The 14330-nt window shown below is 63.4% G+C and carries 12 protein-coding genes and 1 pseudogene; 8 read left to right on the forward strand and 5 right to left on the reverse strand.

The genetic code is table 11. From position 1 onward, the window contains the following. The first annotated feature begins 10 nt into the window (after positions 1-10). The 3 genes from AB6N07_RS08180 (at position 11) to AB6N07_RS08190 (ending at position 4742) form a co-directional block, all read left to right on the forward strand. Entirely contained in the window at positions 11-1120 is a 1110-nt protein-coding gene (locus AB6N07_RS08180; protein ID WP_370677312.1) for an exonuclease SbcCD subunit D, read from the forward strand. Continuing rightward, positions 1117-3753 (forward strand): AAA family ATPase, encoded by a 2637-nt coding sequence (locus AB6N07_RS08185; protein ID WP_370677313.1) that lies wholly within the window; start codon positions 1117-1119, stop codon positions 3751-3753. The genes AB6N07_RS08180 and AB6N07_RS08185 overlap by 4 nt, the downstream gene beginning before the upstream one ends. A gap of 200 nt (positions 3754-3953) precedes the next feature. After that, entirely contained in the window at positions 3954-4742 is a 789-nt protein-coding gene (locus AB6N07_RS08190) for an alpha/beta hydrolase (protein WP_370677314.1), read from the forward strand. Positions 4743-4933: 191 nt separating this feature from the next. On the opposite strand, the pseudogene AB6N07_RS08195 reads toward AB6N07_RS08190, so the two are convergent. Beyond that, positions 4934-5089 (reverse strand): annotated as a pseudogene (locus tag AB6N07_RS08195) (helix-turn-helix domain-containing protein); the annotation flags it as partial. A gap of 119 nt (positions 5090-5208) precedes the next feature. Here AB6N07_RS08195 and AB6N07_RS08200 point away from each other — a divergent pair. Beyond that, on the forward strand, positions 5209-5505 hold the full coding sequence (locus AB6N07_RS08200) for a putative quinol monooxygenase (RefSeq protein ID WP_370677315.1): 297 nt from the start codon (positions 5209-5211) through the stop codon (positions 5503-5505). Between the two features lie 352 nt (positions 5506-5857). Here AB6N07_RS08200 and AB6N07_RS08205 read toward each other — a convergent pair whose 3' ends face one another. After that, the gene (locus AB6N07_RS08205) at positions 5858-6346 is read right to left on the reverse strand and encodes a ferritin (RefSeq protein ID WP_370677316.1); all 489 of its coding nucleotides are present in this window, start codon (positions 6344-6346) and stop codon (positions 5858-5860) included. Between the two features lie 343 nt (positions 6347-6689). Next, entirely contained in the window at positions 6690-7499 is an 810-nt protein-coding gene (locus tag AB6N07_RS08210; protein WP_370677317.1) for a helix-turn-helix transcriptional regulator, read from the reverse strand. Between the two features lie 126 nt (positions 7500-7625). On the opposite strand from AB6N07_RS08210, the gene AB6N07_RS08215 reads away from it, so the two are divergent. The 4 genes from AB6N07_RS08215 (at position 7626) to floR (ending at position 11226) form a co-directional block, all read left to right on the forward strand. After that, positions 7626-8315, forward strand: a complete 690-nt coding sequence (locus tag AB6N07_RS08215; protein ID WP_370677318.1) for an O-methyltransferase — start codon at positions 7626-7628, stop codon at positions 8313-8315. Next, complete coding sequence (locus tag AB6N07_RS08220) at positions 8315-9058, forward strand: siderophore-interacting protein (RefSeq protein WP_370677319.1); 744 nt, start codon at positions 8315-8317, stop codon at positions 9056-9058. The genes AB6N07_RS08215 and AB6N07_RS08220 overlap by 1 nt, the downstream gene beginning before the upstream one ends. 1 nt (position 9059) lies before the next feature. Next, positions 9060-9737 (forward strand): class I SAM-dependent methyltransferase, encoded by a 678-nt coding sequence (locus tag AB6N07_RS08225; protein ID WP_370677320.1) that lies wholly within the window; start codon positions 9060-9062, stop codon positions 9735-9737. A gap of 277 nt (positions 9738-10014) precedes the next feature. Then, complete coding sequence (gene floR, locus AB6N07_RS08230) at positions 10015-11226, forward strand: chloramphenicol/florfenicol efflux MFS transporter FloR (protein ID WP_370677321.1); 1212 nt, start codon at positions 10015-10017, stop codon at positions 11224-11226. Positions 11227-11299: 73 nt separating this feature from the next. Here the strand turns inward: floR and AB6N07_RS08235 are convergent, their stop codons facing one another. Beyond that, positions 11300-12367 (reverse strand): DUF2278 family protein, encoded by a 1068-nt coding sequence (locus tag AB6N07_RS08235; RefSeq protein ID WP_370677322.1) that lies wholly within the window; start codon positions 12365-12367, stop codon positions 11300-11302. A gap of 13 nt (positions 12368-12380) precedes the next feature. Further along, a complete protein-coding gene (locus tag AB6N07_RS08240; RefSeq protein ID WP_370677323.1) occupies positions 12381-14111 on the reverse strand; it encodes a phospholipase D-like domain-containing protein in 1731 nt (576 codons plus the stop codon). Between the last annotated feature and the right edge of the window lie 219 nt (positions 14112-14330).

Below are 14330 nucleotides of genomic sequence, written 5' to 3' on the forward strand. Positions count from 1 at the left end.
CAGCCTTCACATGAAGTTAATTCACACGGCCGACTGGCAGCTCGGCAAGCCCTTCGCCCGTTTCGATCCGGAAGTGCGCGCGGCGCTGACAGAGGCGCGTTTCGACTCCATTGACGCAATCGGAAAAGCAGCGTCGGAAAACGGCGCTGCGCATGTGCTCGTTGCGGGCGATATTTTCGACACAGATGGACCGTCGGATCGCACCATCGTTCAGGCTCTTTCGCGAATGCAACGCCAACCCTGCCGTTGGTGGCTACTTCCCGGGAACCACGATTATACGAGAAGCGGTGGTCTCTGGGATCGCGTTCGGGCAAAGGGCACGTCCAATATCACCGTTGTTGATCAAGCCCTACCTGTCGAAATTGAAAGTGGGACGTGGCTGCTGCCTGCGCCGCTAGTACACCGGCACAATCTCGAAGATCCGACAACGCTTTTCGATACGATGGCAACTCCGAATGCTGTGCTTAGGATTGGATTGGCTCATGGTTCGATCCGAGGTTTCGGATCGCAGGGCGAGACGGCTAATCAGATCTCGCCTGACAGGGCACGCACATCGTCGCTCGATTACCTCGCACTCGGTGATTGGCACGGCACATTGAAGATCGATGATCGCACTTGGTATTCGGGTACGCCCGAAGCAGACCGGTTCCAGCGGGATGAGCCTGGGCAGGCTCTGTGCGTTAACCTTGAGCCCGGGCTGCCACCGCAAGTGACACCAGTCCGTACCGGTAAATTCCAGTGGATGATCCGAGACTGGCGAGTTGATGACCTCGCCTCTTTTTCAGCGCAGAGCAGGCAACTGCTCAATGCTGTGGAACCAGCGGGCACACTTCTCCAGCTCACCCTGACCGGTATCGCAGCGCTGAGCGACCGCATCGCAATTCTCTTGAGCCTCGAGCACGAGATTGCTCATCAGTTGCGCTATCTTGACGTACGTGCCGACGCCTTGGTGGCGCCGCCCAACGATGATGACATCGCGGCTTTGGCTATTGAAGGGATGCTCGGCGATGCGGCAAGGAAGCTGAACGCGCTGATTGAGGAAGGTGGCGCGAACTCTGCCACCGCGAAGCGCGCACTCGAACGGCTCTTCGTTGAAGTTGGGCGCGGTGAAACCGCATGAACCTGCGCATCCGCGACATCACAGTAAACAATTTCCGCAAGTTCAGAGAACCTCTTACGATTCAGGGGCTCTCGGACGGACTAAATATTGTCATCGAGGCTAATGAGGCAGGAAAGTCGACGATACTGGAAGCGTTGCGCGCAGTCTTCTTCGTGCGACATTCGACGCGCAACCAACTGGCGAGCTCTTTCGCGCCCCATGGGGAGAACGTCGCACCCGAGATCGAGGTTGGATTCGAACTAGATGGCGACGCATGGAGCATCAGCAAGCGGTTCTTGAGAAGCCCGTCGATCGAGGTACGTGGACCTACCGGACGGACGCAGGGCGACGCCGCAGAGGAGTTGCTTCAAGGGCTTCTTGGATTTGAACGCGATACGAGTCGGACTGGTGATGTCGCTGCTTATGGTGCGCTCGGGCTTCTATGGGTAGCTCAGACTGAGGCACTGAAAGTGGCGGCGCCGGGACAAATCGTTCGTGACGGCGTTCGCTCGACGCTCGAAGCCGAGGTCGGCTCAATCATGGGCGGCGAGGCATATGAGCGAGTGCGTAGCCGCATTGATGCGGAGTACATTAAATATTGGACTTCTACCGGCCGCGTGAGTGGCCGGCAAAGCGAGGCGAAGGAACGTGCCGAAGCAGCCGAGACCAAGGCCAGAGATATCCAGGGCCGCCTTGTCGCGCTCGAACAGAACTTCGGAAATCTTGAATCGTCTCGGACCAGACTAAGATTGCTTGATCAGGAGCTTGCTGATACCCGCGACGTTGAGGCCCGTGCCGAACTCATCCGCACTTTGGAGATTGCCCGCGCGGCGGCAATGCTGCTCAGCACGCGCCGGGCGGAACATGAGGCGGCGACGGCGATCGTCCGCGGCAAGGAGGATCTTAAGTCCCGCCACCAAGCGGCGGCCAAGGCGCTCATTGACGCTGAAGCTGCGCTAACTGAGGCGAAGACACGGCGGATCGCTATCGTCGAAGATATTCAGGCCTGCAAGGTTGCTGTGGATAGCGCCCGGGAGGCACTGATTCAGGCAAGAGCAAACCGGCAGCAGGCGCGGAAAGCGCTCACAACGGGCGAGGCTCTCGTCGCAGCAAATAACCGGGCGGAGTCTGTTCGGGCAGCCCGGGAGAGGCATAAGCGACTGGTTGACCTTGAGGTGTTGTTGGCTGATGCCACTCGCACCTGCGCCTTACTTATTCCCACATCCGCTTTCGTGGATCTTGTGGAAATCGATCGATCGCTTGCGCGTGCGCAGGCGGAGCTTGCTGCCGGTTCGACGCGGATCGAACTGAAGGGACCTGCCGCTGGCATCACGATAGATGGTGAGCCTATGAGCGTCGGCGAACACACGCTCTTACATGAGACCGTGATTGATCTCGGTAGTGGGGCCGCGCTCGTTATCAAGCCGCCGACAGTTTCCGGAAGCGCCGAAGCGGAAGTGGCGCGCCTGAAGGCCACGCAGGAAAGTAAGTTCGCCGAGCTGAACGTGGTTAGTCTCGACGCTGCTCGCGCAAGGAACGATGCCGCACGCGAAGCTGCCGCCGAGGCTCGGTCGTTGCGGATGCAGATCGAGGCGATCACGCAAGCGGATGCGGCACTTGAACTTTCTGCCGGCGCAGAATCGCTAAAATTGTTCGTAGCTGGGCTCGAGGAAACGGAGGGAGACGACTCCGGTGGGCTGCCCGACATGGCGGCACTCAGACAGGCTGCGGATGCCGCCGAAGTCGCGCTCGCTCGCGCGGAAGGCGTGCAGGAAAGTGCGATAGATGGGCTTCGAGAGCTGGAAGAGCAGGACAGGCCTTTGGCAGTAGCAGAGGCCGGGGCCGAAAGCGAACTTCAGAATGCACGCCGCCAGCTCGCCGCGATCGAAAGTAGAGCCGACTTTGCCGGACTGATAGCGGCCCTCGATAGTGCCCGCAAGGCGGCGGCTGAAGCGACCGTCAATCTGGAGGAGGCCGAGCGTAACGCATCCGCACATGACGCCGCCGACATCGAGCGACGGATCAGAGCGATCGATGCGCGGAGTTCAGCGGCGGCAGAGACAAAACGCAGATTGGAGACGGACATCGCCCGCCTCGAGGGAACGGTGGATAGCGAAGGCGGCAAGGGGTTGGCCGAACAGGTGGCGTTCGCTGTTGAAGAGTCCGAAGCTGCACGCAAACATCTCGAACGTGTCACACAAGAGGCCTCGACGCTGAAGCTGCTTCGCGAAACGTTGGAGGCCGCCCGAATAGAGACGTCGCGTAACTATGTTGGACCGGTCGTGCGGCGGGCGCGGCGGTATATCGAGCGGCTGCTCCCCGGCTGCGATTTGTCCTTTTCGGACGACTTGGCTCTGGAGAGCGTAGTGCGCGGCGGCGTGGCTGAAGACTGTGTGAGCCTCTCGCACGGGACCCAAGAGCAACTGGCCGTGCTGACCCGTATCGCGTTCGCCGACATGTTGCTCGATCAGAGGCGGCCGGTGTCGCTCATCCTCGACGATCCACTTGCCTATTCTGACGACGCACGCCTGGACATTATGATCGATATCATTACCGAAGCCGCAGAGCGAATGCAGGTGATCCTGCTGACCTGCCGGGACCGCGCCTTCCGCCATGTCGGTGGCCGGCGGATCATGCTCGGCGGAGGTCGCTGACCGTGCAGCTCCCTTCTCCCCCCTCTCCCCAAACCCCACCATCACCCAAATGCGGATTCCCTTTTCGGCTTGATGGGTTAGAGACGGGGGCGTATCGCCGGGCCGGGGCAGCCGGCGCGGCGCCTTTGGCAGCTATCGAGACGGGTTCGATCGACGGGTGAGGCGTCCCTCCGTTCCGTCGGGGTTTCGGGAACGGCAACATGATCCTTCGCGGTGAGTATTTTTCGCCCGCGCTCCAGATGGAGACGCGACTTTCTCTGTTCATCCCCAATGGCCGGGGGCCGGGTGGCAAGTGCGCCGCCGTGTATCTGCTGCATGGCCTGTGCGGCCGGTCCGGCGACTTCCTCGACTACACCACGCTGGCGACGTTTGCCGCCGAGGGGGATGCCATCCTGATCATGCCGGACGTGGCGCGCAGCTTCTACGCCGACATGCGCTATGGCCCCGACTACTTCACCTACGTGGCCGACGAGCTGCCGAGGGTGTGCGCCGACCTGTTCAACATCGACGCCACGCGCGAGCGGACGGGGGTGGTCGGCGCGTCGATGGGCGGGTTCGGCGCGCTACGCCTGGCGCTGACGCGGCCCGAGCGGTTCGGCTGGTGCGCGGCCTTCTCCTCGCCCTGCCTCAACCTCCGCAAGGATTTCGACCTCAAGGCGCGCGGCCTGACGGTGGAGGCGCTGAAGGGGATATGGGGCGAGCGGCTGATCAACGATTTCCAGGCCGTGTTGGGGGAGGGCCTCGACTACGACCCCCGGCTGGACGTGCCGGCCCTGGCGCGCGGCCTTCAGGGAGCGAGCGTCAAGCCGCGCATCCGCACGGCCTGCGGCCTGTCGGACCCGTTCTTCCTCACCGACAACCGGGGTTTTGCCGCGGAGATGGATACGCTCGGCTTCGATTTCGGCTACGAGGAATGGGAGGGCGGCCACGATTTCACCTTCTTCGGCGCCGCCCTGGACAAGGCGCTGAAGTGGGGCGCGAGAGCCTGACCCGAAACTCTACTGGGGTGGGCATCCCGGGCATCCGCTTGGCCCGAAAAGTCTGCAACTTTTCGGGCGGATGCCTGAACTTCGATTTCTGCGCTTCCGGTGCTCACGGACAGGAAGTCCGCTCCGCTCCGGTTCTCGAACTCATCGCCATCTGCCTCACCCCAGCGAATTTCGAGCCAGGCTCTGAGGTCTCACCCCTCCCCATATCGCTCCGCCATGTACCGCCCCGGCGAAGTCCCCAGCGTTTTGCGGAACATCGTCACGAAGCTCGGCACGCTTTCGTAGCCGAGGTCGGCGGCGGCTTGTTGGATGGAGGCGCCGGCGGCCAGCCATTGGATGGCCAGAACTCGCGCTCGGACCACCCGATCGCCAAGGCGCTGATCGACGCGCTAGAAGTTCGCCATTGAGAACACGCATGACCAGCGCGGCGCCGCGGCGCTCCGCCCCACTCCCAAGGAGACAGACGATGACTGCACCGATCAAGATCGTGGCCATCCTTTCGGCCCGCCCGGGCAAGGCCGCCGAACTCAGGGCCCTGCTCGACACGATGGTGGTCGCCAGCCGGGCCGAACCCGGCAACCTGCGCTATGACCTCTGGGTCGATCAGGGCAATGACGCCCGCTTTGTGCTCGATGAACTCTATGTCGATGACGCGGCGGTCGCCGCGCACCGCGCCACGCCGCATTTCCTGGCCTATCGGGCCACCGTGGGCGACCTTGCCGAGCGGAGTTCCGTGACGCTCAACGGGCTCTCGGTCGCCTGACGAGAGGTGATCGAGCGAAACTGGGGCGGCCAACGCAAAGCCGCTCCCGCTCTTGCCGTGATGGCGCCGCAAGAAGACGCTGGTTCGGGTGAAGGCGCCTCGCCGGGGACGCGCCATTAAAGAAATGCCGGCCTGTTGGCCGGCAAGAGCACCGTGCGTTCTAACGAACGCACGGTGCTCTAGTTTTTTGTTGTCGCATTGTTTTTTTGCGGAAAACCGGTTTCCACTTTTCCGCACAACGCTCAAGTCTTCACCGAAAGTGTCCGGTCTTGGCCATGCACGGATCGTCCGGCGGTTTCGCGCGCAGTCAATTCTGGCTCGGTGCGCGCGGTCCACGCCGGGTTGGCTGCCGTTACCTCTGGCCCATGATGTGTTTGTCCACGAACAGGGCGGCGAAGCCGTTGTCACCCGACATCTTGAGCTGTGCGATCACGTCGGTGACGGACTTCTCTTCCTCGACCTGCTCGGTGACGAACCATTGCAGGAAAATCTCGGCCGCCACGTCGGCGTTCTTGGCCGCCAACCCATAGAGCGCGTTGATCGACTGAGTGACCTTCTGTTCGTGCGCCAGCACTTGCTCGAACACCTCCAGCGGCTTGCCGAACGCCACGGGCGGCTGCTCGATCGCCGAAAGCTCGACCTTGCCGCCGCGATCGTAGACATAATCCCACAGCTTCATGGCGTGGCCGCGTTCCTCGTCCGACTGCTTCTTCATCCACGATGCGAAGCCCGGCAGGTTCGCGGCTTCGAAATGGGCGGCCATCGCAAGATACAGATACGAGGAATAGAACTCTTTCTGGATCTGCTCGTTGAAGCCATTCTGCAGGGCATTGCTCAACATCTTCACTGCTCCTTCGCTGCCCCGACCTGCCAGTGAAGTTTCAACCAGCAGCGTCTAGCGCTGACTGGATTTACGCCTTGCGGCGCGGTGTGAGCAAACATGGGATCGCCGGAGAGGGTTTTCACTCACGGCATGACCGTGAGTTGAGACGCGCTCGCCGACATGGTCGACACGCGGTGACGTCGCCCCCAGGATCTACCCAGTTCCGAGTTCGCTTCCGGCATCGGTTTGGTCCTGACGGACGGCGGCGTCGGGCGTCGGCGCGGAGTCTTTTTTATCTGGCGGAGCGCCAGAGCCCGACTGGGTGGGAAGGTTGCCGCGAAGTCGGCCGGGGTGTCCTATCTCACCCCTCGCCATACCTCTCCGCCATGTACCGTCCCGGCGAAGTGCCCAGCGTTTTCCTAAACATCGTCACGAAGCTCGGCACGCTTTCGTAGCCGAGGTCGGCGGCGGCTGTTTGGATGGAGGTGCCGGCGGCCAGCCATTGGATGGCGAGCATGACGGCGAGCTGCTGGCGCCAGCGGCCGAAGCTCATGCCGGTTTCCTCTACGATGCGGCGGGCCAGCGTCCGCTCGCTGAGGCCGGCGCGTTTGGCCCAGACATCCAGCGTCGAGCGATCGGCGGGGGCGTCCACCATCGCATCGGCCAGCCGGCGCAGCTGGGGATCGGCGGGCATGGGCAGGTGAAGATCCTCGATTTTGGCGTTGGCGATCTCGTCGAGCAGCACCGACAGCAGGCGCGAATTGGCGCCACCTTCCTCATAGTGGGCCGGAAGGCGCGCCGCGCGGGTCAGCAATTCGCGCAGCAGGGGCGTGACCGACACGGCGCAGCAGGTGCGCGGCAGCCCGTCGCTGACGGCGGGGTCGATGAAGGCATTGTAGCCCTCCAGCGCGCCGCTCAATCGGATGGTATGCAGCGCGCCGCCGGGAATCCAGATGGCGCTGCGGGGCGGCACGATCCATAGGCCGCCGGCCACCTCGCAGCCGAGCACGCCGCGCTGCACCAGCATGATCTGCCCTTTGGCGTGGCTGTGTGGGGCCAGTTCGAGGCCGTCGAACTTCTCGGCCACAAAACCATAGGTGACGACCGGCCGGGGCACGTGGTCCGGCTCGATCCAGTCTTTTGCCTTGTTGTGCGCGGTCAGGATGGGCATGCGACATGCTGGCCTATCGGCGCCGTTTTGGCAAGATTGAATAACAAACTGTCGCAGCTTCGTAATGACGCCAAGGCTTCGTTTCGCTATTAATTCGCAAGTAGCCAGACTTGCGAGACCACGGCCATGAATGCACTGATCAAAACCCCCGCCGCCGAAGCGCTGCAGCGGCTCCACCGGGTTGCCGAAGCGTCCGACCGCGAGCTGAAAGACGCCAGGAAGGCTCATTTTGCCAGCGGCACGGCTGGGCAGGCGATCGCCGATCTGATGGCCGAGGATGAGGCCGATTACAAAGGCGTTTCCCATCGCTACGCCGGCAATTTCCTCTCCGTTTCGCCGGCCTACGGGCGCTTTTTGTACATGATGGCGCGCTCGGTCGGGGCGCGGCGGATCGTCGAGTTCGGCACGTCGATGGCGGTGTCGACCATCTATCTGGCCGCCGCCCTCCGCGACAACGGCGGTGGCAAGCTGATCGGCAGCGAGCTTGAGACCTCCAAGGTGGTGCGCTCGCAGTTTCATCTCGGCGCGGCGGGCTTGGGCGATCTGGTGGAGATCCGCGAGGGCGATGCGCTGGAGACGCTGAAGGACGTCGGTGGCGAGGTCGATCTGCTGCTGCTCGATGGCGCCTTCTCGCTCTACCTGCCGGTGTTGAAGCTCATCGAACCCTGGCTGAAGCCCGGCGCGCCGGTGCTGGCGGAGAACGCCTTCGCGGCGGATTTCCTCGCCTATGTGGGCGATCCCGCCAACGGCTACCTGTCGCTGCCGCTGCCGATCGATCCGGGGCGCGGCAACGTGTTCTGCGTGCGGGTTGCGTGATGGTCTCCGAGCCCTTGCCTGAACCCTTGGCGTCCAAGGGCCCCGGCCGCCTGGGCCGGACGCTGATCCGCCTGTTCATGCGGCGCGCCAGGGTGGCGGCGAGCGAAGCGATCGGCGACCGCTACCGGCTGATCACGCTGGAAGGCCCGGAGCTGCGGGGCGTCGAATGGACCGCCGGGCAGAAGCTGCAGATCGCCATGGGCTCGGCCTTCACCACGCGCACCTATACGCCGATCGACTGGGACGCGGCGGCCGGCCGAACCCGCATCCTCGGCTATGCCCATGGCGATGGCCCCGGCAGCGCCTGGGTCAGCGGCGTTCGGGTGGGCGAGGACTGCGATGTGTTCGGCCCGCGCTCGTCGCTGGATTTGCGCGCCCTTGTGGGGCCACTGGCCATCTATGGCGATGAAACCTCGATCGGGCTGGCCTACGCGGCGATCCATGCGGCGGGCTCGCGGCCGGTTTCATGCCATTTCGAGGTGGAGGACGTGGCTGCGAGCGGCGAGGCGGTGGCAAAACTCGGCCTCAAGGCGACCCTCTACGGGCGGCGGGCGGATGACCAACACGTCACCGTGCTGGAGGAAAGCCTCGCCGCAGGGATCGAAGCCGGCGCCCGCTTCGTGCTGACCGGAAAGGCCGGCACCATCCAGCGGCTGCGCCAAAGGCTGAGGCAACAGGCCATTCCCTCGGCACATATCGTCACCAAGGCCTATTGGGCGCCCGGCAAGACGGGATTGGACTGAAATGGACAAGCTGTCACCCTTCAGCGATCCGACAATGGTTGCCCGCTACGCCGAAGAAACGCCATACAAGGTGCCAGGTCTCGCCGATCTTCACCGTATGGCAATGCTTTTGTTGGCAGAGCACGCGTCCCAGGATGCGGAGATCCTGGTGCTGGGCGCCGGCGGCGGTCTTGAACTTAAGGTTTTTGCCGAGGCACAACCGGATTGGCGGCTTCTCGGGGTCGATCCTTCGGCCGAGATGCTCGATCTGGCGCGACGGATTGTCGGCGGTTTCGCGCCACGCGTGAGCTTGCAGCAGGGATATATTGACGATGCTCCGGACGGCCCGTTTGGCGGGGCAACCTGCCTGTTGACCCTGCATTTCCTTGAGGCCGAGGAGCGCTTGCACGTTCTAAAGGCGTTGAGGCGGCGGTTGAAACCCGGCGCCCCGCTTGTGGTTGCCCACCATAGTTGTCCGATCGGCGGCGATCTCTTGTCCTGGCTGACGCGGTCCGTTGCCTTCGCGGATCGAGCGCCTGCCGATTTTGAAAAGGCATCCGCTTCCGCGGCGACGATGATGGCGCGTCTGCCCATTCTGTCATCCGACGAGGATGAAGCGCTTTTCTATCGCGCTGGCTTCTCCGAGGTGACGCTGTTTTACGCCGGCTTCAGCTTCCGGGGGTGGGTCGGCTTCGCATAGCCCGCAATGTGAATGCGGTTTTCGTCCCGGCGAGCTGGTGCCGGTGGGGCGCTCCGCCCCGAATTCCGCGTCGGACGTGGCGTTGCGTCAAGCTTAGGGATGGGATAGGCAGGAACATTGCTCTTCAAGAGTGGGGTCATCGGCATGGGTTCCAAGTCCGCAGCCAAGTAAGCCGCAACGACCAGAATTGTTGTTGCGGCGCTCTGTAAGACCAATCCCATCTGATTGCTGACGCGCAGACGCTGCCCGGTATCCCTCATCGAGCGGTTTATTCGTCATGACCACCACACGCCCCACGTGGGCCTACACGCTGCCGGCATCATTGTTGCTGATGGCGCCTTTCGACATCCTCGCGTCGCTGGCGATGGATATTTATCTTCCCCTCGTTCCGGCGATGCCCGGCATCCTGAACACGACGCCATCGATGATCCAGCTTACGCTGAGCCTCTACATGGTGATGCTCGGCGTGGGCCAGGTGATCTTCGGCCCCCTGTCCGATCGCGTTGGGCGACGGCCAATCCTGCTTGTCGGCGCGGCACTGTTCATGCTCGCCTCACTCGGAGCAGCCTGGTCGTCGACGGCCACGGCCTTGGTCGGTTTCCGTTTCCTGCAGGCTATCGGCGCATCGGCGGCGTTGGTTGCGACGTTTGCGACCGTTCGCGACGTCTATGCCAACCAGCCCGAGGGCGTGGTCATCTACGGCCTTTTCAGTTCGATGCTGGCCTTCGTGCCCGCCCTCGGCCCGATCGCCGGGGCCTTGATCGCCGCTGCTTTTGGATGGCGGGCGATCTTCGTCACGCTGGCCGCTATGGCGTCGCTGGCGCTCTTGAATGCCGGGATCAGGTGGAAGGAAACGCGGCCGGTGGATCAAGCAAGGTCCCGTCGGTCCGTCTTGCCGATCTTTGCGAGCCCGTCCTTCTGGGTTTACACGATCGGCTTCAGCGCCGGCATGGGCACCTTCTTCGTGTTCTTCTCGACCGCCCCCCGCGTGCTCATCGACCACGCCGGCTACTCGGAGATCGGCTTCAGCCTGGCCTTCGCGACCGTCGCGCTCGTCATGATCGCGACAACGCGTTTCGCCAAGGCCTTGGTCGCCAGATGGGACACGGCGGGATGCGTGGCGCGCGGGATGGCGCTGCTGATTTGCGGCGCGGCACTGCTGGGGATTGGCGAGCTATTCGGTTCGCCATCGTTCGTCAGCTTCATCCTGCCGATGTGGATGATGGCGGTTGGCATCGTGCTGACGGTGTCGGTGACCGCCAATGGGGCTCTGGCACAGTTTGATGACATCGCAGGGTCGGCTGTGGCCTTCTACTTCTGTGTCCAAAGCCTGATCGTCAGCGTTGCCGGAACGTTGGCGGTGACGCTGCTGAGGGGAGACACGGCTTGGCCGCTGATCTGCTACGCCACCACGATGGCGGTGCTCGTCTTGATCGGGCTGGCCGTGCTCCGATCCCGTGAGACCGCCGAGGTTTCGCGCAAACCCTGACGCAAGATCCCAAGCTTTTCCGGTGAAATCCGGTTCACCGGAAAAGTTCTATCTCTTTGTTTTTTCGCGCGCTTCAACGCTGGAAGGGAATGGTGCGACCGGGCTGGCGGGCTTGGCCGGCGGTGTAGGCGACGCCGTGCACCTTGATGCCGTCCTGATTGACCAGCGTGATCAGGCCGCCCTTGTTCGACAGCTGGACGGCATTGGGCAGGCTGCCATCAAGGGCGATCTTGCGCGTCTCGCCGGCGGCAATGGTGCCGATCAGCGATTGCCGGTGCTTGGCCTTGTCGAGGATGGCCCAGCCGGTGAGGTCGACGTCGTTGTCGGAGGTGTTGAGCAGGGTTACGGTTTCCCGCTCGGGCGATTGGACGTCATTGACCAGCGCGCCGACGATCCTGATAAGGCCATCGGGAACGGTCAGCGTCGGGATGGCGTCGCGCTCGATCGGCGTGTGCGGCCGGCCGGGAGCGGCGGGGTCGGCGGCGATGATCGGGGCGCCCTCATCGTCGCTCGAATGCCAGGCCTGGCTCTTGAACTTGAGGAAGATGCCGACCCAAAGGCTGGGGCCGCTATCCGCCGGGAACTCGAACAGCAAGCCGCCGTCCTGATAGGGGCCGTTGTCCGCCGCGTGCTTGCCGGGCGGATTGCCCTGGTTGAAATGGATGTCGTGGATGCCCTGGCCCGGCTTGAAGCCGAAATAGGGGTCGGCCTTTGCCTCGGGGCCCCAGACGTCGCCGTAGGCGTAGAGCATGGCGTGCTCGTCGGCCATGGCGCGCTGCACGTAGCCGTCGATCTTTTCGTTGAGATCGTTGTCGGGGCCGGAGGCACTCATCGGCAAGGGCACGAATTCCCAGGGCTGGCCGATGTTGGACCGGATGAAGTCGAGCGCCAGCCCGCCGGGCGAGGATTCCAGGCCATGGCAGCCTTGATCGAGGCCGGCGAGACCGGCGGTGACGGGATGCTCGAACTGCGAGCGGATCAGGAACTCCACCTCCGAGCCGTCTTCCGAGCGGACGTTGACGGCGATGCGGTAGAACTCCTCGCCGGTCGACACTTGCACCTGATAGTGGGGCGAGGTGGTGGTGCCGAGGCGGTTGTGGATCGGACGGCCCTTCAGCACCGAATAGCGATGGAGAGGCATGGCTTTTCTCCGCTCAATGGGGCCAGTTGGGGAAGAACAGGCGCTGGCGATTGGTCTTGAGCCGGCCGGGGGTGACGTAGCCGGTGAGCCAGCTGTCGTCCTCGCGCAGGAATTTGGCGTCGGTCAGCGAGCCACCTTCCTCGGCGATTGCATTGATCTGCTGGCGCGCCAGGAAGTGGCGGAAGATGCGGTCGAACTCGGTCAGGTAGATGTCGGCGACCCGGGTGTCGCCCCGGATCAGCAGCATGTTCTCGTCGTTGCCGGTGAGCGATGACGAGGAGAAATTGGCCGAGCCGGTGCACAGCAAGGGGTTGTCGCCCAGCGGATCGATCAGCAGGAACTTGGTGTGGATGAAGAACACGAAGCCTTCGCTGCGGTAGAGGTCTTCCCTCAGAAACCAGCGGTCGAGATCGGTGAGCGGGAACGGCTTCTTGCTTTTGGCATGGTCTGCAAGGATGGAGCCGTAGGCGGCCGAGACATTGGGATCGGCGGCCATCGCCTTCTTGAGAATGGCGTCGGGTTCGTCTTCCAGCAGGATGAACCGCACGAAGGGCCTGGGCTTGCCGAACTCATCGGCCAGTGTCTGGTTGACGCCGAAGGCGGCGGTGAACATCACCGTATCCGTCGCACCGTCGATCTGGGCGGCATACCACTTCAGCATGTCGTCGTTCTTGCGCGGCGAGAAGAAGGTGGTGGTGCCAGGCCCGGAGGTCAGCTCGTCGAGCTTGGCGAGCGGGGTCTTCCTCTGGGTCCAGGTGGAAAGCTCGGGCGTCGGCGGGTCGGTCGCCAGTTGCTGCCAGTAGGCGAGATAGGCCTCTGCGATGGCGGGGTCGCGGACAATATGGACGACATTGGTCTGGCCGAGAAAGCCCGACGGGGTGAAGTTGGCCGAACCGGCCAGCACCTCTTTGGCCTGTCCGCCGGTGATCCAGACGATGAACTTATTGTGCGGGATCTTGCGGCGCCGGGTGCGCTTGATCAGCGTAAGGTTGGGATGGCCGTCAAGGCCGAGCGCCTGGATGGCGGTCGCCGCCGACTGGGTTGCCGAGGTCAGCACCTGCTTCTTGGTTTTCTTGTCCTGCTCGGTGCCGGCCTCGTGGACGATCCGCACGTCGACGCCGCGCGCCGCCGCCGCCTTCAGCGCCTTGAGGATGGGAACATAGGTGAATTCGTAAGCGGCGACGCGCAGCGCATCGCCGGCCTGGGCGCGGGCGATGTAGTCGAGCGCGGCATCGAGCGCGCCGCGCGACAGCGAGATCACCTCGATATCCTTGGGATCGTTCTCGTCCTTGGGCGGCTGGTTATTGAACTGCTCGGAAAACGCCTGCGAGGCGATGGCGCCGCGATTGAAATAGACGCCATGGCTGCCCGTCGTCGGGTCCTCTGTGGTGGCGACCACGTCGACCCCGGCGCCGAGCTGTGGCGCGGCGGGCGTTCCATACATCGGCTGCACCCGGTAGGTGGCGGTGGTGCCCGGATGCGCCCTGGGGTCCGACCAGATCAGGCTCTGGATCGGGTGAACGTTGCTGGGGAAGCTGTCTTTCGCCGCGGGGTGGGGCACAACCGAGGGGAAGACCTTGCGACCCTCCAGCCAGGTGCAATGACCCGTCCCATCCACCCGGCCGATGGCAAAGCCGAGAAGACCGGCCCGTTCGGCGGGAGCGATATCGATGGCAAGAAATACGACGCGCGTGCCGGCGATCACCCGCACGCTGAGAGGCCCCTGGCTGACGAAATTGCGCATGGCATCGCCCCCACCTCAATGGCGCCGAGCGAGGTCCGCTCCGGCGACCGCCACATCATATCTTATTTGTATATGACGCACACGTGACGGTTGAGGATGGCGCCAAAAAATGTCAGGCCGTGCGCTCGGGGCCTGCTCGAAGGAACGTCACTCGCCCTCGGGCAGCGCGATGGTCGACGTTGCCTCCTCGATGTTGTCCGGGCCACCCTTGGGTGGCCA

This window comes from Pleomorphomonas sp. PLEO (assembly GCF_041320595.1).
Classification (GTDB): Bacteria; Pseudomonadota; Alphaproteobacteria; order Rhizobiales; family Pleomorphomonadaceae; genus Pleomorphomonas.